The sequence below is a fragment of the Massilia atriviolacea genome (genome assembly GCF_003953935.1).
GTDB lineage: Bacteria > Pseudomonadota > Gammaproteobacteria > Burkholderiales > Burkholderiaceae_D > Telluria_A > Telluria_A atriviolacea.
Map to the genome: position 1 here is coordinate 92,659 of NZ_RXLQ01000002.1, position 17,433 is coordinate 110,091.

Annotated in this window: 14 protein-coding genes and 1 tRNA gene; 9 read left to right on the forward strand and 6 right to left on the reverse strand. The window is 66.5% G+C overall.

Features of this window, described 5'->3' with window-relative positions:
* Positions 1-53 precede the first annotated feature (53 nt).
* The 3 genes from recC to recD are packed head-to-tail and all read left to right on the forward strand — an operon-like array spanning position 54 to position 9,030.
* Complete coding sequence (recC, locus tag EJB06_RS03470) at positions 54-3,467, forward strand: exodeoxyribonuclease V subunit gamma (RefSeq protein WP_126072616.1); 3,414 nt, start codon at positions 54-56, stop codon at positions 3,465-3,467.
* Positions 3,464-7,105 (forward strand): exodeoxyribonuclease V subunit beta, encoded by a 3,642-nt coding sequence (gene recB / locus EJB06_RS03475; RefSeq protein ID WP_126072617.1) that lies wholly within the window; start codon positions 3,464-3,466, stop codon positions 7,103-7,105. Before recC ends, recB begins: the two co-directional genes overlap by 4 nt.
* Positions 7,102-9,030 carry an exodeoxyribonuclease V subunit alpha gene (gene recD / locus EJB06_RS03480; protein WP_126072618.1) on the forward strand — a complete coding sequence of 643 codons (1,929 nt, stop codon included), beginning with the start codon at positions 7,102-7,104 and terminating at the stop codon, positions 9,028-9,030. The genes recB and recD overlap by 4 nt, the downstream gene beginning before the upstream one ends.
* A 402-nt stretch (positions 9,031-9,432) precedes the next feature.
* Here the strand turns inward: recD and EJB06_RS03485 are convergent, their stop codons facing one another.
* Both EJB06_RS03485 and EJB06_RS03490 read right to left on the reverse strand, forming a co-directional pair.
* A complete protein-coding gene (locus EJB06_RS03485; protein ID WP_126072619.1) occupies positions 9,433-10,458 on the reverse strand; it encodes a serine hydrolase in 1,026 nt (341 codons plus the stop codon).
* A gap of 310 nt (positions 10,459-10,768) precedes the next feature.
* Positions 10,769-11,785: a sulfate ABC transporter substrate-binding protein gene (locus EJB06_RS03490; protein WP_126072620.1), complete on the reverse strand. Its 1,017-nt coding sequence runs from the start codon at positions 11,783-11,785 to the stop codon at positions 10,769-10,771.
* A 284-nt stretch (positions 11,786-12,069) separates the two neighbouring features.
* Between EJB06_RS03490 and EJB06_RS03495 the strand changes: the two genes are divergently transcribed.
* The 3 genes from EJB06_RS03495 to EJB06_RS03505 all read left to right on the forward strand — a co-directional run bounded on the left by EJB06_RS03495 (position 12,070) and on the right by EJB06_RS03505 (position 13,743).
* Entirely contained in the window at positions 12,070-12,597 is a 528-nt protein-coding gene (locus EJB06_RS03495) for a GNAT family N-acetyltransferase (protein ID WP_126072621.1), read from the forward strand.
* Positions 12,598-12,665: 68 nt separating this feature from the next.
* On the forward strand, positions 12,666-13,403 hold the full coding sequence (locus tag EJB06_RS03500) for a YcbK family protein (RefSeq protein ID WP_307720434.1): 738 nt from the start codon (positions 12,666-12,668) through the stop codon (positions 13,401-13,403).
* A 130-nt stretch (positions 13,404-13,533) separates the two neighbouring features.
* Positions 13,534-13,743, forward strand: a complete 210-nt coding sequence (locus tag EJB06_RS03505; protein ID WP_126072622.1) for an I78 family peptidase inhibitor — start codon at positions 13,534-13,536, stop codon at positions 13,741-13,743.
* Between the two features lie 19 nt (positions 13,744-13,762).
* Here EJB06_RS03505 and EJB06_RS03510 read toward each other — a convergent pair whose 3' ends face one another.
* The 4 genes from EJB06_RS03510 to EJB06_RS03520 form a co-directional block, all read right to left on the reverse strand.
* Entirely contained in the window at positions 13,763-14,107 is a 345-nt protein-coding gene (locus tag EJB06_RS03510; RefSeq protein ID WP_126072623.1) for a hypothetical protein, read from the reverse strand.
* A 71-nt stretch (positions 14,108-14,178) separates the two neighbouring features.
* Positions 14,179-14,526 carry a hypothetical protein gene (locus tag EJB06_RS03515; RefSeq protein WP_126072624.1) on the reverse strand — a complete coding sequence of 116 codons (348 nt, stop codon included), beginning with the start codon at positions 14,524-14,526 and terminating at the stop codon, positions 14,179-14,181.
* Positions 14,527-14,871: 345 nt separating this feature from the next.
* Positions 14,872-14,959: transfer RNA gene (locus EJB06_RS31710), tRNA-OTHER, on the reverse strand.
* A 63-nt stretch (positions 14,960-15,022) separates the two neighbouring features.
* Positions 15,023-15,232 carry a DUF3460 family protein gene (locus tag EJB06_RS03520; protein ID WP_126072625.1) on the reverse strand — a complete coding sequence of 70 codons (210 nt, stop codon included), beginning with the start codon at positions 15,230-15,232 and terminating at the stop codon, positions 15,023-15,025.
* 114 nt (positions 15,233-15,346) lie between these two features.
* Here EJB06_RS03520 and EJB06_RS03525 point away from each other — a divergent pair, with 114 nt between their 5' ends.
* The 3 genes from EJB06_RS03525 to EJB06_RS03535 are packed head-to-tail and all read left to right on the forward strand — an operon-like array spanning position 15,347 to position 17,292.
* Positions 15,347-15,769, forward strand: a complete 423-nt coding sequence (locus EJB06_RS03525) for a hypothetical protein (RefSeq protein WP_126072626.1) — start codon at positions 15,347-15,349, stop codon at positions 15,767-15,769.
* Between the two features lie 32 nt (positions 15,770-15,801).
* Positions 15,802-16,611: a transporter substrate-binding domain-containing protein gene (locus tag EJB06_RS03530; RefSeq protein WP_126072627.1), complete on the forward strand. Its 810-nt coding sequence runs from the start codon at positions 15,802-15,804 to the stop codon at positions 16,609-16,611.
* A gap of 15 nt (positions 16,612-16,626) precedes the next feature.
* Positions 16,627-17,292, forward strand: coding sequence for an amino acid ABC transporter permease (locus EJB06_RS03535; protein WP_126072628.1), 666 nt, complete (start codon positions 16,627-16,629; stop codon positions 17,290-17,292).
* Positions 17,293-17,433 lie beyond the last annotated feature (141 nt).

The following is a 17,433-nucleotide window of genomic DNA, read 5'->3' on the forward strand; positions in this document are numbered from 1 at the left end:
GACGGAGCGTATCGCACTACCGCGCTCAGCCCAAAGCTAGTATGCTGTGCGCCATGTCTTCTCCCGTCACGCCCGGCCTCCTTATCCTTCACGGAAACCAGATGGAGCAATTGCGTGCCGCGCTCTTCGCCTGGCTGCGCAGGCAGGCGCTCGACCCGCTCGAAACCGAAACCATCCTGGTGCAATCGAACGGCGTGGCCGAGTGGCTGAAGATCGCCCTGGCCGAAGAAATGGGCGTCTGCGCGGCCACCCGCGTGGCGCTGCCGGCGCGCTTTTTGTGGGAAGCCTATCGCGGCATGCTCGGGCGCGAACGCGTGCCGACCCGCTCCCCCTACGACAAGGGCCCGCTCACCTGGCGCCTGATGCGCCTCCTGCCGCAGCTGCTGGCCGACGAGGCCTTTTCCCCCTTGCGCCATTTTCTGGGCGACGGCGATCCGGAACGGCGCCTGCAACTGGCCGAGCGCCTGGCCGACCTGTACGACCAGTACCAGGTGTACCGCGCCGACTGGCTGGACGACTGGACGCTGGGGCGCGACCGCCTGCGCAGCGCGCGCGGCGAGCTGGTGCCGCTCGCGCCGGACCAGCGCTGGCAAGCCTGCCTGTGGCGCGCCGTCAACGACAGCCTGCCGGCGCCGCTGCGCGACTCGGGCCGCGCCACCATTCACCAGCAATTCGTGCACGCCTGCGAGAGCGGCGCAGCGCCGGCCGGACGCCTGCCGCGCCGCGTGGTGCTGTTCGGGATGTCGGCGCTGCCGTACCAGACCTTGCAGGCCATCGCCTCGCTCTCGCACCATACCCAGGTGCTGCTGGCGGTGCCCAATCCCTGCCAGTTCTATTGGGGCGACATCATCGAAGGGCGCGAACTGCTCAAAGCCGCCCACAAGCGCCAGCGCCAGCGCGGCGGCATCGACCTGTCCGGCGTGCCGCTCGAAGAACTGCACGCGCACAGCCATCCGCTGCTGGCCAGCTGGGGCAGGCAAGGGCGCGACTTCATCCGCATGCTCGACGAATTCGACACCGAGTCCGCCGAACGCGCCGACAAGCTGCGCATCGACCTGTTCAGCGAGGGCGAGGGCGAGACCTTGCTGGCGCAGGTGCAGGCGGCCGTGCGCGACATGCTGCCGCTGCGCGAGCACCCGTGCGCCAGGGGACAGGCGGAGCCAGCCTGCGCACCGATCGACGATTCCATCGAATTTCACATCGCGCACAGCGTGCAGCGCGAAGTCGAGGTCCTGCACGACCAGTTGCTGTCCTGGTTCGGCAGGCCCGGCGCAAGACTGCGTCCGCGCGACGTGGTGGTCATGGTGCCCGACATCGACACCTTTTCGGCCGCCATCCACGCCGTCTTCGACCAGCACAAGCGCAGCGACCCGCGTTTCATCCCCTTCGAAATCGGCGACGTCAAGGACCGCAGCGTCAACCCGCTGCTGGTGTCGCTCGAATGGCTGCTGCGCCTGCCCCAGCAACGCTGCCGCCAGAGCGAAGTGCGCGACCTGCTCGACGTGCCGGCGCTGGCCGCGCGTTTCGGCCTCACCGACGACGAACTGCCGATCCTCGGCAACTGGATCGAGGGCGCCAGCGTGCGCTGGGGCCTGGACCAGCAGCACCGCGACGGCCTCGGACTCGGCTCGGCGGGCGAACAGAATGCCTGGATCTTCGGCGTGCGCCGCATGCTGCTCGGTTACGCCAGCGGCGCCGGCGGCAGCTTCCGCCAGATCGAACCGTATGCCGAAGTGGGCGGCCTGGACGCCGCGCTGGCCGGCTCGCTGGCGCAACTGATCGAAACCCTGCTGGCATGGCGCGCCACCCTGGCCGAATCGCGCACCCCGGCGCAGTGGGGCGAGCAGGCGCGCGCGCTGCTGGCGGCGTTTTTCGCCACCTCCGAAGAAGGCGACCGCCTCACGCTGGTGCAGTTGCACGACGCCCTGCAAAGCTGGCTGGAAACCTGCGACAGCGCCGGCTTCGACGAGGCGGTGCCGCTGGCGGTGCTGCGCGAAGCCTGGCTGGGCGCCCTCGACGAGCCGACCCTGAACCACCAGTTCGTGTCCGGCGGCGTGACCTTCTGCACCTTGATGCCGATGCGCGCCGTGCCGTTCCGGGTGGTCTGCCTGCTCGGCATGAACGACGGCGACTTTCCGCGCCGCGCGCGCCAGGCCGATTTCGACCTGCTGGCGCTGCCCGGCATGGCGCGCCCGGGCGACCGCTCGCGCCGCGACGACGACCGTTACCTGATGCTGGAGGCGGTGCTGGCCGCGCGCGACAAGCTGTACGTCAGCTGGGTCGGGCGCAATGTGCGCGACAACAGCGAGCAGCCGGCGTCGGTGCTGGTCTCGCAGCTGCGCGACTACCTGGCCGAGGGCTGGGACCTGGACCTGGCCGCGATGACCACCGAACATGCGCTGCAGCCGTTCAGCCGGCGCTATTTCGAGCAGGGCGGCATGCTGACCTACGCGGCCGAATGGCGCGCCGCGCACGGCGCCGCGTCTGGATCGGACGGCGCCCTGGACGACGCGGTGCTGCCGCCGTTCGAACTGGAAGCCGAATACCGTCTCAAGCTGGGCGAACTGGCGAATTTCCTGCGCCAGCCGGCGCGCTATTTTTTCCGGCGCCGGCTCGGCGTCGCCTTCGGGGACGCCCAGGCCGTGGGCGAGGACGAAGAACCGTTCTCGCTCGACGCGCTGGAACGCTATTTTTTGGAAGACAGCCTGCTCGACGACGCCGCCACGCCGGAAGAACTGCACGAAGTGCGCCAGAGTCTGAGCGCGCGCGCCGAACGCCTCAAGCGCGAAGGCGTGCTGCCGATCGGCCTGGTCGGCAAACAATGGCAGGAACAGCTGGTCGAGGGCCTGGTGCCGGTGCGCACCGCCTGGCTGACCCTGGGCGCGCGCTTCGGCCAGGTCGCGCCCAAGCTGGCGGTGAGCCTGGAGCTGGGCGGCGTGCACCTGGAAGACTGGGTCGACAAATTGCGCAGCAACGCCAGCGAAACGGCGTGGCTGCTGCAAATCTCGTCCAAGGTGCTCGATAAAAAAGGCGCGCCGCGCGGCGACAAGCTGATCGCCCCCTGGCTGCGCCAACTGGCCGCGGCGGCGGTGGGGCAAGCGGTGACCGGCTACCTGGTGGCGCGCGACGCCATCGTCATGCTGGCGCCGTTGGAGCGTGAGGAATCGCTGGCGCAGCTGACCGATCTGGTGGCGCTGTGGCGCCGCAATATGGATCAACCGCTGCCGGTGGCCTGCAAGACGGCGCTGGCCTTGTTGCAGCAGGGAGAACCGCGCAGCACCTACGACGGCGGCTTCGAACTGTCCGGCGAAGTGCTGGACCAGTGCCTGGCGCGCCTGTGGCCCGACTTCTCGGCCCTGAGCGCCAGCGGCGAATTCCCGCTGGTGGCCGAAGCGCTGTACGGACCGTTGGCGCGCTGGCTCGGCGCGCATATCGAGATCGCCGCCATGGACGGGGACGCGCCATGAGCCAGCTGCTCGACGCCCTGCATTTTCCGCTGTTCGGCACGCGCCTGATCGAGGCCAGCGCCGGCACCGGCAAGACCTGGACCATCGCCGCGCTGTACCTGCGCCTGGTGCTCGGCCACGGCGGCAAGAACGGTTTCGCGCGCGCGCTGCTGCCTTCCGAAATCCTGGTGATGACCTTCACCCGCGCCGCCACGCGCGAGCTGTCGAACCGGGTGCGCGAGCGCCTGGTCGAAGCGGCCGGGTTTTTCCGGGGCGAGCTGGAACTGGACGACCCGTATCTGCACGACCTGGCCGACGCCTGCGGCAGCGAAGGCGAACGGATGGTTGCCGCGCACCGCCTGATGCTGGCCGCCGACACCATGGACGAAGCGGCGATCTTCACCATCGACGCCTGGTGCCAGCGCATGCTGCGCGAGCACGCCTTCGACAGCGGCAGCCTGTTCGACGAAGAACTGGTCAGCGACGAACACGCGCTGTTCGAAGACGCGGCGCACGACTACTGGCGCCAGAACGTCTACCCGCTCGACAGCGGGGCGCTCGGCGCGCTGCTGGCGTGCTGGCCGGACGTGCGCGCACTGAAGAACACCGTGCGCGAACTGGTGCGCCGGGTCGCGGTGCTGGGCGAGCCGCCCGACGAATCGCTGGAAGAAGCCATCGACCGGGTCGAACGCACCCAGGCGGCCGAACTGGCAAAGCTCAAAGCCGGCTGGGCCGAACGCGCGGACGCCATGGAACAGTGGATTGCCGGCCAGCGCGAGATCGCTCCCAAGTGCTTCAACGGGAACAAGCTGCGCGCCGATTCGCTGGTCAAGTGGTTCGATGCGCTGCGCAGCTGGGCGCGCGCGCCGGCCATGCTGATGCCGGCGTTGACCGACACGGCCTGGCACCGCCTCACGCCGGACGGCATCACGGATGCCTTCAGCAAGGGCTTTTCGGCCGAGATTGCGCCGTGTTTCGACGCCACCACCGGCCTGTGGGAAGCGCTCAAGGCGATCGACCCGCTGGCGCACGCGCTGTACCGCCACGCCGCCTTCCACATTGCGCGCCGCATGATGGAACTGAAGCGGCGCAAGCGCCAGTTCGGCTTTGCCGACATGCTCGAGCGCCTGAAAAGCGCATTGGAGGGCGCCAACGGCGAGGCCCTGCGCCAGCGCATCGTCGAGCAGTTTCCGGTGGCGATGGTCGACGAATTCCAGGATACCTCGCCCGACCAGTACGCGATCTTCAACCTGCTGTACCGCGTGGCCGACAACGACCCGGAGCGCGGCCTGTTCCTGATCGGCGACCCGAAGCAGTCGATCTACGGCTTTCGCGGCGCCGACATCCACAGTTACCTGGACGCGCGCCAGGCCACCGAAGGGCGCCACTACCAGCTCGGCACCAACTACCGCTCGACGGCGGCGCTGGTGGAGGCGGTCAACCAGCTGTTCCTGCACGCCGAAGGGCGCGACGGCCATCCCGGCTATGCCGCAGGCGCCTTCCGCTTCCGCAAGGGCGGCGTCAATCCGCTGCCGTTCGACGCGGTGGCGGCCAGGGGGCGCGAGCAGCAACTGGTGGGCGTGGACGGCCCGTACCAGGCGCTGGCGATCTGCAGCACCGACCGCGACGACCTCAAGGCCGACGATTACCGCGAGTTCTTTGCCCACCACAGCGCCGAGCATATCGTCGGCCTGCTGAACGATCCGCACGCCGGTTTCAGCGAGAACGGCGTATTCACGCGGCTGGTGCCGGCCGATATCGCCATCCTGGTGCGCGACCGGCGCGAGGCGACCGCGATCCGGCGCGCACTGGCGCAGCGCAAGATCCCGAGCGTCTACCTGTCCGACAAGGATTCGGTGATCGAAAGCGAGGAGGCGGCCGATGTGCTGCGCTGGCTGCAGGCGGTCGCCAATCCGCTCGATGGCGCCCTGGCGCGCGCGGCATTCGCGACCCGCACCTCGGGCCTGTCCCTGGGCGAACTGGCGCGCCTGTCGTCGGACGAACTGGCGTGGGAAGTGCGGGTCGAGCAGTTGAAGGGCTTGCACATCGTGTGGCAGCGCCAGGGCGTGCTGGCCATGCTGCGCCGCTTCATCCACGACATGCGCCTGCCCGCCGCGCTGCTGCGCCAGGCCGGCGGCGAGCGGCGCCTGACCAACCTGCTGCACCTGGCCGAACTGCTGCAAAGCGCCAGCAGCCAGCTCGAAGGCGAGCAGGCCCTGATCCGCTGGTTCGCCGAACAGCTGGCCGGCGTGGGCGAGGGCGGCGACGAACGCGTGCTGCGCCTGGAGAGCGACGCGGAGCTGGTCAAGGTGGTCACGGTGCACAAGTCCAAGGGGCTGGAGTATCCGCTGGTGTACCTGCCGTTCGCGGTGACGGCGCGCACCACCGACCGGCGCAACCGCAGCTTTTTCGAGTTCGTCGGGCGCGACGGCGTGCGCCGCATCGACCTGGCGCTGTCGGACGAAGCGATGAATGCGGTCGACCGCGCGCGCATCGAAGAAGACCTGCGCCTGCTGTACGTGGCGCTGACGCGCGCGCGCCACTTCCTGTGGCTGGGCGTGGCGGCGGTCGCGGCGCGCAAGGCGGGCGAGAACAAGCTGCACGAATCGGCGCTCGGTTACCTGCTCACGGGCGGGCAGCCGATCGGCGCGGCCGATATCCAGCCATACTGGGAAAAGCTGCGCGGCGGCTCGCAGGCGATCGACCTGCAGACGCTCGGCCCGCCGCAAGGCATCACCATGCTGGCGCGCGACGAAATCCGTCCGGTCCTGGTGGACGCCGCCGCCTTCGGCGCCAGCTTCGAGCGCAATTGGGCGGTCGGTTCGTTCACCTCGCTGACGCGCCAGACCAACGCGGCGCCCATGCGCGCGCAGGAAGAAACGCTGTTCGACGAAGAACAGCAGCAGCAAGCCCCACGCACGGACGACGCGCCATGGCACCGTTTTCCGCGCGGCTCCGTGCCCGGTAATTTTTTGCACGAACAGCTGGAGTGGATGGGGCAGGAAGGCTTTGCGATTGCCGACGACGAGCAGTTCGCCGCGCGCCTCGGGCAGCGTTGCGAGCGCGCCGGCTGGGGCCATCGCCAGGAAGACGCGGTCGCGTGGCTGCGCGCCGTCGCCAGCACGCCGCTGCCGCAGCTTGGCGCGCCGCTGACGGCGATCGACCGCGTGATCCCCGAGATGGAATTCTGGTTCCCCAGCGAGCACCTGAACAGCGCCGCCCTGGACCGCCTGTGCAGCGCCAGGCTGCTCGGCAACACCCCGCGCCCCTCGCTGCCGGAACGCTACCTGCACGGCATGCTCAAGGGCTTCGCCGACCTGGTGTTCGAGCACGAGGGCCGCTACTGGATCATCGACTACAAGTCGAACGCGCTCGGCACCGGCGACGCCGCCTACGGCAAGGCCGCGATGGCGGTGGGGATGGCGGCGCACCGCTACGATATCCAGGGCGCGATCTACATGCTGGCCCTGCATCGCCTGCTCAAGAGCCGCCTGGGCGAGGCCTACGACCCCGCGCTCCAGCTGGGCGGGGCGATCTTCCTGTTCCTGCGCGGGATCGCCAACACCGCCACGCGCGGCTGCTACCTGCTCGAACCGGATGTCCAGCTGCTCGACAAGCTCGATGCGCTGCTCGGCGCGTCGGCGCGGGGCGACGCATGAAACCGGCCGTCACGCTCGACGCCCTGTGGGCCCAGGTCGCCACCCTGACCGAAGACGGCCAGTTGCGCCGCCTGTCCGGCACCTTTGCGCGCTTCGTCGGCTCGCTCGGCACCGCCACCCCGGCGCTGATGCTGGCCTGCGTGCTGCTGTCGGAGCTGGAAGGGCGCGGCCACAGCTGCCTGATGCTCGACCAGCTGGCGCTCGACCCGGCCACCCTGATGGCCTGGGACAAGGAGCAGTGGGATGCGCTGGCCAGGTCGGCCGGGGCGTTGCCGAAGAACCGCAAGGGCTGGATCGACCAGCTGACCGCATCAAGCCAGGTGTGGCGGGTGGGCGATTTCGACTTCGACCAGCCGCTGGTGCTCGATGGCGAGCGCCTGTACCTGCGCCGCTACTGGCGCGACGAAACGCTGGTCGCGCACACCATCCGCGCGCGCGCCGGACAGGTGCGCGCGGTCGATGCGGCGGCGGTGCGCATCTGGCTCGACGTGCTGTTCGCGTCCGAGCGCCGCGTCAAGGGGCCGGACTGGCAAAAGCTGGCCTGCGCGATCGCGCTGCGCGGCTCGATCGCGATCATCACGGGCGGCCCGGGCACCGGCAAGACCTACACGGTGGCGCGCCTTCTGGCGCTGCTGTTCGCAACCGCGCCGGACGCGGGCCGCCAGCGCATCGCCCTGGCCGCGCCGACCGGCAAGGCGGCGGCGCGCCTGAAGCAGTCGATCGACAAGGCCCTGACCGAGCTGGCCGACAAGGTCGGCACCACCTTGCCGCTGCGCGACCTGACCGCGCGCATGGGGGCGGCGCGCACCTTGCACAGTCTGCTGGGGGCGCGTCCCGACACCCGCAGCTTTGCCCACAACAAGGGCAATCCGCTCGATATCGACGTGCTCATTGTCGACGAAGCGTCGATGGTGCACCTGGAGATGATGGCCTCCCTGCTCGATGCGCTGCCGGCCGGCGCGACGTTGATCCTGCTCGGCGACAAGGACCAGCTGGCGTCGGTGGAGGCGGGCGCGGTGCTGGGCGACTTGTGCCGCGACGCCCAGGCCGGCGCCTATTCGGCGGTCACGATGGCGTATGCGCTGGCGGCCAGCGGCGAGGCCATTCCGGCCGCATACGGCGGCGCCGGCGGGGCGCTGGCGCAGCAGACCGTGATGTTGCGCAGCAGCCGCCGCTTCAGTGGGCCGATCGGGCAACTGGCGCTGGCGGTCAATGCCGGCGACGTGGCGCGCGCCGAGGAAGTGCTGCGCGCCGGCGACGGCACGGTGCGCTGGATCGAGCACGGGCACCAGCAGCATGTGGTGCAGCTGGCCTTCGACGGTTATGCGCCTTACCTGTTGCTGATGGGCGAGGGCGATGGCGGCCAGGCGCACGAAACCTGGGTGCGCGCGGTGCTGCACCGCTTCGAAGCGTTCCGCGTGCTGTGCGCGGTGCGCGAGGGCGAGTGGGGCGTGGGCGGCCTGAACGACGCCATCGAACAGCGGCTCGATGGCGCGGGCCTGATCCGGCGCCGTGGCGAGTGGTACGTGGGGCGGCCTGTGATGATTACCCGGAACGACTACGGCACCGGCGTGTTCAATGGCGATATCGGGCTGACCCTGGGCGATCCGGCGCGTCCGGGATCGCTGCGCGTGTACTTCCTGGAGGGCGACAAGGTGCGCAGCGTGCTGGCGACCCGCCTGCGCCACGTGGAGACCGCATTCGCGATGACGGTGCACAAATCGCAGGGATCGGAGTTTGCGCACACGGTGCTGGTGCTGCCGCGCGAACGCGGGGCGATGATCGCGCGCGAGCTCATTTACACGGGGATTACGCGCGCCAGCGCGCAGTTTACGCTGGTGTCGCCAGTGGCGGCGATACTGGGAGAATCGATTGCGCAGCGGACGCAGAGGGCGAGCGGATTGCGGGAGATGATTGCGGGGTGATGAATAGCTGCCATTGTTGTTCCTGCCACTAGCCCGTCGTTCCCGCGCAGACGGAAATGACGGGCTAGTGGCAGGAATGACGTTATGCGCGGCGGTGAACGTGGATCACGGGCTTGTTCTGCTTCAGCTTGACGCGGCTGTTCAGGCGCGCCTTGATTACGCGCGCCAGCGCGCAGTTTACGCTGATGTCGCCTGGCGCGGCGATATTGGGAGAATCGATTGCGCAGCGGATGCAGAGGGCGAGCGGATTGCGGGGTGATGAATAGCTGCCATTGTTGTTCCTGCCACCAGCCCGTCGTTCCCGCGCAGGCGGGAACCCAAGTTCATAGCGCAGTTAAAGGCTACATACTCAACTTGGATTCCCGCCTGCGCGGGAACGACGCACGAGTGGCAGGAATGACGTTATGCGCGGCGGTGAACGTGGATCACCGGCTTGTTCTGCTTTAATTTCACGCGGCTGTTCAGGCGCGCCTTGACCACCGGGGCCTTGGCCGAGGCCACCACCCGCTGTTGATGCCGTCCCTGGCCGCGCAGGCTGGCCTTGATCACCGGCGCACGCGATGCCGACGCCAGCACGATGACCGGTTGCGTGGTGCGCTGGCGCGTCCTGGCGCGGGCGATCACCGGCGCGGGCGCTTCGTCGCCGGCGATAAAGCGGCGGATACTCAGGGCATCGACGATGCGCGCCGAACTGGCTTTGGCGTTGAGCAGCACCAGGGTCGCGTTCTTGCCGGCCGATTTGATCTTCATGATCAGGCAGCGGCCCGCTTCTTCGGTGTAGCCGGTCTTCGACAGGCCGATTTCCCAGCCCTTGGCGCCGACCAGGCGGTTGGTGTTGCGGTACTCGACCTCGCGCCCGCTGATATTGATGGTGTCGCTCGACTCGGTCGTGATGCGCGCAATTTCCGGATACGCCGACGCCGCCCTGGCCATTTTGACCAGGTCCTGCGCCGTCGACTTGTTGTTCGGCGACAGGCCGGTCGGCTCTTCGATCACCGTCTGGGTCATGCCCAGCGCGGCCACCTTGGCGCGCACGGCCGACTTGAACGCCACCACGCCGCCGGGAAAGGTGCGGCCCAGCGCGGACGCGGCGCGGTTGTCGGAACTCATCAGTGCCAGCGCCAGCATGTCCTGGCGGCTGATCACGCCGCCCACCGGCACGCGCGAGGTGCTGTGCTTGACGATGTCGACGTCGCGCTGGTCGATGGCGATCAGTTCGTTCATATTCTGTCTGGCGTCGAGCACGACCATGGCGGTCATCAGCTTGGTCAGCGAGGCAATCGAGACGACCTGGTTGGCATTCTTTTCGAGGAGGACCTTGCCGGTCTCGTCCTCGATCACCAGTACCGATTGCGAGCCGAAGGGCACGGCCATGGCGGTCGCGGCCGACATCGACATCAGTAGGGTGACAAGCAATTTCTTGATCATGTGGCGGGTCTTTGCAGTAGGGCTGGGTATCGGGCGGCGCTCGTTGCGCGGCAGCTGCTGGATGGATTAATTCTATGCGGCAACTACTATAAGGGGCACGATAGCATCAAAGACGCGGCCATGTCTAGCGTGCGCGCGCTGAAACGAGCTCAAGCGCAAGAAACGCCTTAATAAAGTCGCGTAAGTGCCTGAATTATTTCAGGAAAGCAAAGTTTCTCGCATGCTATTTGGATGGAGAAAATGCTATCGGGAGGGCGGGGGAATGGGCTAAAAACCGCTTCCGCGCCGATGGCGGAAGCGGGAGCGGCGCTTACTTGGCCTGGTAGATCTTGTCGAATTCGCCGCCGTCGTCGAAGTGGGTTTTCTGCGCCTTTTTCCAGCCGCCGAAGACGTCGTCGACCGTGAACAGCGAGATCGGTTTGTAATTGGCGGCGAACTTCTTGGCTACCGCTTCCGAGCGCGGCCGCAGGTAATGCCTGGCGCCGATGGTCTGGCCCGCTTCCGAGTAGAGGAAGTTCAGGTAGGCGGTGGCCTGCTTGCGCAAGCCGCGCTTGTCGACCACCTTGTCCACCACCGCCACCGGCGACTCGGCCAGGATCGAGACCGGCGGATAGACGACCTCGAAGTTGTCGCCGAATTCGGTGCGCACCATCTGCACTTCGCTCTCGAAGGTCACCAGGGCGTCGCCGATGTCGCGCTGGGTGAAGGTGGTGGTGGCGGCGCGGCCGCCGCCGTCGAGCACCGGCACGTTCTTGAAGATGCGCGTGACCAGCTCGCGCGCCTGGGCCTCGGTGCCGCCCTTCTTGATCGTGGCGCCCCAGGCGGCCAGGTAGGTGTAGCGGCCGTTGCCCGCCGTTTTCGGGTTCGGAATGACCACTTTCACGCCCGGCTTGCCCAGGTCATCCCAGTTCTTGATCTGTTTAGGGTTGCCTTTACGCACCAAAAAAATCATCGTCGAATAATATGGCGCCGCATTATGGGGAAATTTCTTGGCCCAGTCGGCCGCCACCACGCCGCGGTCGGCCAGCATGTCGATATCGTTGGCCTGGTTCATGGTCACCACCGACGCTTCGAGCCCGTCCGCGACGGAGCGCGCCTGCTTGCTGGAACCGCCGTGCGACATGTTGACGCTGACCGTTTCGCCGGTCGTCTTCTTGTATTCGGCAATGAAAGCCGGGTTGATTTCCTTGTACAGCTCGCGGGCCACGTCGTAGGACACGTTGAGCAACTGGGCGTCGGCGGCGCTGGCGCCGAGCGGCAGGATGGCCAGGCCGGCGGCCAGCGACAGGATCGCGCGGCGGGTACGCAAATTGCATGTTGTTTTCATGGTGTTCTCTTGGGCTTTCTATTGTAGGAACCGAGACGCATGGTCTAAAATCCGCAGCCAAAACGGAAGGATTGTTTCGTCATATGCTTAGATAGAACGGTCCGGGTAGTGTCGCATAAGCTTCCTTGATTTCCTTCCTTGGGTTTGGCCGCGAGTCGGGGTAGGCTGATCGGATTGGGCGAATTCGCAACAGGCGACATGGGCGGTTCTTGCTATAGTGGCTGGCTTGCGTTTAGGTTTTGATAATGACATTTTCTGTCCGTTACTATTTATTGTGATTGCACATGGGTATTGAGATTCGCAAAGCTGTGCCTGACGATGCGTTCGCCGCGTGCGACGTGCTGCGCCGCTCGATTGCCGAGTGCTGCGTGGCGGATCACCGCAACGATCCGGACTTGCTCAAGGCATGGCTGGGCAACAAGACGCCGCAGAACGTGGCGAGCTGGTTCGTGTCGCCGGCCAATTACGTCCTCATCGCCGAGCGCGACGGGGTGGTGGTCGGCGTGGCCCTGCTGACCCAGGCCGGCAAGCTGTCCCTGTGCTACGTCTTGCCCGAAGCGCTCTACAGCGGCGTCGGCAAGGCCCTGTTGCAGGGGGTGGAAGCGCAGGCGCGCGCCTGGGGCGTGAGCGTCCTGCGCCTGAACAGCACCCTCACCGCCAGCAACTTCTACGAACGCAATGGCTACATCCTCGCCGGCAAGGAAATGAGCTGTTACGGGCTGGAATGCGACTTCTTCTGGAAGAAACTGAACGCGAGCGACGCCTGCGATCCCGCTCCGCGTAAACGTTTTTGCAATTGTAGCGCTCAATAATGCACGTGCGCCCTGTGCGCGCGGCAAGCTTGCGCTATAGTGTGCGCCTTGTTTACTGAGTATTCGTCATGGCCACGCGCAGAGATTTTCTTCATCAAGGTGTATGCCTGTCCACCATGGGCTTGCTTTCGGTTCCGCTGATCGGTTGCGGCAGCGCCAGCGCGGCGCCGTCGGACAAGCCCCAGCGGCCGGTCCAGGCCGGCAAATCCGGCAAGGCGGCAGCCAAGCCGGCAATGGCGTCCCGCGCGGCGCCGGTCGCCCCGGCGCCGCAGACCGAACTGGCGCCCCCTCCCGATATTTTCGACGCGCAAGCGCTCGACCTCGATTTCTGGCTCAAGCCGCGCGTGCTGACCATGACGCGTCCGCAAAGCGGCGAAAAGACCAGGGTGCTGTACTGGAAAGATGGCCAGATCATCGATTCGGCCTACCAGGAGCTGTGCCACCTGATGCGCGACGTCAACGGCAAGGAAACCGCGCCCATCGATCCGAAACTGTTCGAAACGCTGTGGGGCACCCAGGCTTTCCTGGCGCGTTACGGGATCGAGCAACCGCTGGAGATCCTGTCGGGCTTCCGCACCGCCAAATCGAACGACAAGCTGCGCGAAGCGGGCGTGCCGGCGGCGCGCCAGTCGCTGCACATCGAAGGCAAGGCGGCCGATATCCGCATCGCCAACCTCAATGCCGAGGTGCTCGGCGGCCTGGTGCGCAGCTTCCGCCAGGGCGGGGTGGGGTATTACTACCGTTCGGGACCGCGCGGCGGGTGGATTCACGCCGATACCGGGCTGAAACGTAGCTGGAAGGGGTGAGCGGGCCAGCTTGCGCAGGCGCGCGAACTTCATTGATGCGTTCGCCATGCGCCTTCGCCTGCCTCGCTATGATCGTTGAACAGCCATGCCGGCTGGCGCTGTGTTGACAGACCAACGATAGGAGAACAAGATGGACCCGACTACCTGGCCCTGGAATCTACCGCAGAGCGTGCCGCTCTCCCTGCGCGACTTGATCGGACGACCGGTGCGCACGGTGCGCCCCGGCGACGTCATCACGCTGGAATATATCGCCGGCCGCGTCACCTTCTTCCTCGACGACGCCGGCCTGGTGGCCGACATCGGCTTCGAGCCGGAAGAACCCGCCACGCGATCGGCGTAAGCGCGAGCAAAAGGCCGCCTCAGCGGCCTTTTTTGCGGGGCCGGCCGGAAGGCGCCTTATCGATGTTGGCCAGAATGGACTTCAGCACCAGGATATCGGATGCGCGCGCGTCGTCCGGCTCGCTCTTTTTTACGCAAGCGATGTTCAGCGCAAGGATCTCCCGCATTTTTTTCCTGGCCGGCGCGTAGACCCGGCTCAACAAGCCCCACGCCTGGAAGCCGCAGGCACGCCGGAACACTTCCGAAATGGGTTCCTCCGGCACGGGATTGTCATGCAGCCAGACGAAGGCTTCCAGCGCATCGGGGTAGTTGCCTTGCACCACCAGTTGACAGGCCCTGATATAGGTTTCCTTCAGCTTTTCCATTTGCCATCTCCGGTAGGGGGAAATGGATTGGACCGTTGGCAGGCATGGCCGGTTCGGCCCCGGAGCGGGCTTCAGTAGGGGCCGCGATAGTCGTCCAGCCAGCGCCAGTCGCCGCTGTGGCAGCTGCCGGTGCAAAGGCGCAGGAAATCGTTGATCACCATGCGGCAGTTGTAGCGGCCCTCGCTGGCGCGCGCGGTGGTGAGCTCGCAGACCACGTCCAGGTTGATCGAGGCGGGGATGCAGATCGACAGCTTGCAGCGCTGCGTATCCTTGTGCGCGTCGCGCAGCTTCCACAGTGGATCGCCGCCGGCAACGTTGCGGATCGGGCCGGGCCTTGCGCACACCGGCGCGGCGGCCGCCGCTGCGGCGCCGTGCGCCATCAACACCGACATGAGTCCGAGCGCGAGTTTCTTTTTCATGGCATCCCCGTCAAAGTTGTTGAGCTCGACACGCAAGCCGGATGGGCGCACTGTTGCGGCCAGGTCATGCGCGTGGGAGCTGGATGTGACCGGGAGTCACTATACTGTATGGATGTACAGTAGTAAACTGGAACGAACAAGGGCGCCGTGGATCCAACGCAGGCCATGTCAACGGCTGGAATGGGGCGGGAACGAGGAATGCCGCTTGCCGGCGCAAGGTCGAACGCTGCGCGCCTGCATCGACATCGGTATCGGACGTTGTCAGCCTGGGATCGACTTCTTCCCGGCCGGGGCCTGTCATCGCACGATCATGTTCGCGCCGTTGCGGATGAATGCCGTCGAATCTGGTGCGTGGTCCAGGATTCGAACCTGGTTATCAGTCATTCGGTCTGCGACGCTTCTGACTGGGCTTTACCGGATAAGCGAACCACGCACCTTCATGATAGCCAGAAAATTCTAAAACGCAATAAGAATTTACTGTGACCAATGAATCCGCTCAATCGTACGCATACGGCCGGGCCGGCAGGGCGTCTTCGCGCTGTTTGTCGAGCTCATCGAGATCGACGCGGCGATCCCACCAGATGTCCCAGCCGCGCCGGCGGTCTTGCTCCACTTCCGGATGCCGCGCCAGATAGTCCTGCATGAACTGGTCGAATTCGGACACATACGCCTTGCGCGCAGGGCGATATTTCTCGGTGTGCGCCATCGTCCATCCTCCCGTTAACGCTACTATGACCAGCCGTGCGTGCATTGGTTCCATGTACGCGCGGCTGAAAATGCCGTACGATACGCGCCGTTATCGCTTAACTGTCAGGACGCAATGAACTCAGAAACACCCGCGCCAGCGCCGGCCCCGCGCTTTCGCCCCCGTCCCTGGACCGCCCTGGAAACCGTGCAGGACGTCGAGCTGTGGATCGACGAGCACAACCAGAGCCTGAGCGAGCACATCGCCCCGCACGAAACCGGCTACGGCGTCTGCTTCACCCTGGCCGTGGGCGGCAATCTCTACATGCAGACCAGCGCCGACGCCGTCATCCTCGATGTCGACGACGATGCCGCCTGGATCGCGCCCCTGATCATGGCCGCCACCGGCGTGGCCGAGCCGCAGGGCCAGCTGTGGGTGCTGCCGGACGACAAACTGGTCCAGCTCATCATCGGGCTGTCGAGCCTGGTCGCCAGCACGACCCTGGTGGTCGGCCACAATTTTGGCGGCCGCCACCGTAAGGCCAGCTATTCGCGCTAAACTGTTTTCTTTTCCACCACATTGCCGCTTCCATGCCCATCCTCTCCCGTCGCCGCCTGGCCCTGACCCTGACCCTCGGACTGATCGGCGCCGCCCTGGCCATGCCGGCCGCGGCCGCCGACCTGCTGACCACCGTCAAGGCGCGCGGCACCCTGAAAATCGCCATGGAAGGCACTTATCCGCCTTTTAATTTCAAGGACTTGAAGACCAACCAGCTGGCCGGCTACGATGTCGAGGTCGCCACTTTGCTGGCGGCGCGCCTGGGCCTCAAGCCCGAGTTCGTCACCACCGAGTGGAGCGCCATCCTGGCCGGGCTTGCCGCCGGCAAGTTCGATGTGGCGATCAGCCAGGTGGGCATCAATCCCAAGCGCGAGCAAAGCTTCGATTTTTCCGAGCCGTACACCTATTCCAACCCGCAACTGATCGTGCGCAAGAACGAAAAGGCGAGCTATGCCGGCCTGGAGGCGCTCAAGGGCAAGAAGCTGGGCGTGGGGCAGGGCAGCGTGTACGAGCAGCAAGCCAAGGCCGTGCCCGGCATCGAGGTGAAGAGCTATCCGGCCGCGCCGGAAGCCCTGCAGGACCTGGCCTTCGGCCGCATCGACGCCGCCCTCAACGACAGCCTGATGGTGGCCTACCTCCTGAATCACTCCAAGCTGCCGATCCAGGCCGGCGCGCGCGTTGGCAATGTCGAGCGCATGGGCATTCCCATCCGCAAGGGCAACCCGCAGCTCAAGGCGGCCCTGAACAAGGCGCTGGCCGAGGCCCAGGCCGATGGCAGCCTCAAGAAGATATCCCTCAAGTGGTTCGGTAGCGACGTCAGCCGCCCAGCCGCGCAGCCCTGAGCGCCGGCGGTGCCGATGGATTGGGCCGCGCTGGCCGAACTCTTGCGCGATGCCGCGCCGTCGATGCTCAAGGGCACCGGCTACACGGTCCTGTTCGCGCTGGCCTCGATGGTCGGCGGCTTGCTGCTGGGTTTCCCCACGGCCCTGATGCGCCTGTCGCGCTGGAAACTGGTGCGCGCGCCCGCCGAACTCTACGTCAGCGCCATGCGCGGCACCCCGCTGCTGGTGCAACTGTATGTGATCTATTACTGGCTGCCCAGCATCGGCATCGATTTTCCGCCGGTGGTGGCGGGGGTGCTGGCGCTGTCGCTCAATGCCGGCGCCTTCCTGTCGGAGAGCATTCGCGGCGCCGTGCTCGGCGTCAGCCAGGGCCAGTGGCGCGCCAGCTTCAGCCTCGGCCTCGGTTACTGGACTACCCTGTATCACGTGGTGCTGCCGCAAGCGCTGCGCGTGGCCGTGCCGTCGATGAGCAATACCCTGATCAGCCTGATCAAGGATACCTCGCTGGTCTCGGTCGTCACCATTAGCGAGCTCATGCTTGCGACCAAGGAAGCGGTGGCCGGCAGCGCCAATCCCTTGCCGCTGTATATGACCGCAGCCCTGATCTACTGGTGCCTGAGCCTGCTGTTCGAAGCGCTGCAGCGCTATCTGGAGCGGCGCCTGAACCGCGCGCACCGCTGACGTCGCCGCCGCGCCGCGAATCTGTGGCGCGCCGGCGGGCGGCGCTCGACATGGCGCCCGCGCCCATGCTAGTCTTGTCGCAGTGCTTCCACCTTCCGTTGCGCGCCGTGCGCGTGCCGCTGCGTGGCGGCTGTCCGCTGG

Bases quoted from the DNA above. Each gene is read 5' to 3' on its own strand.
- recC (WP_126072616.1), top strand. From the start codon at position 54: ATGTCTTCTCCCGTCACGCCCGGCCTCCTTATCCTTCACGGAAACCAG.
- recB (WP_126072617.1), top strand. From the start codon at position 3,464: ATGAGCCAGCTGCTCGACGCCCTGCATTTTCCGCTGTTCGGCACGCGC.
- recD (WP_126072618.1), top strand. From the start codon at position 7,102: ATGAAACCGGCCGTCACGCTCGACGCCCTGTGGGCCCAGGTCGCCACC.
- EJB06_RS03485 (WP_126072619.1), bottom strand. From the start codon at position 10,458: ATGATCAAGAAATTGCTTGTCACCCTACTGATGTCGATGTCGGCCGCG.
- EJB06_RS03490 (WP_126072620.1), bottom strand. From the start codon at position 11,785: ATGAAAACAACATGCAATTTGCGTACCCGCCGCGCGATCCTGTCGCTG.
- EJB06_RS03495 (WP_126072621.1), top strand. From the start codon at position 12,070: ATGGGTATTGAGATTCGCAAAGCTGTGCCTGACGATGCGTTCGCCGCG.
- EJB06_RS03500 (WP_307720434.1), top strand. From the start codon at position 12,666: ATGGCCACGCGCAGAGATTTTCTTCATCAAGGTGTATGCCTGTCCACC.
- EJB06_RS03505 (WP_126072622.1), top strand. From the start codon at position 13,534: ATGGACCCGACTACCTGGCCCTGGAATCTACCGCAGAGCGTGCCGCTC.
- EJB06_RS03510 (WP_126072623.1), bottom strand. From the start codon at position 14,107: ATGGAAAAGCTGAAGGAAACCTATATCAGGGCCTGTCAACTGGTGGTG.
- EJB06_RS03515 (WP_126072624.1), bottom strand. From the start codon at position 14,526: ATGAAAAAGAAACTCGCGCTCGGACTCATGTCGGTGTTGATGGCGCAC.
- EJB06_RS03520 (WP_126072625.1), bottom strand. From the start codon at position 15,232: ATGGCGCACACCGAGAAATATCGCCCTGCGCGCAAGGCGTATGTGTCC.
- EJB06_RS03525 (WP_126072626.1), top strand. From the start codon at position 15,347: ATGAACTCAGAAACACCCGCGCCAGCGCCGGCCCCGCGCTTTCGCCCC.
- EJB06_RS03530 (WP_126072627.1), top strand. From the start codon at position 15,802: ATGCCCATCCTCTCCCGTCGCCGCCTGGCCCTGACCCTGACCCTCGGA.
- EJB06_RS03535 (WP_126072628.1), top strand. From the start codon at position 16,627: ATGGATTGGGCCGCGCTGGCCGAACTCTTGCGCGATGCCGCGCCGTCG.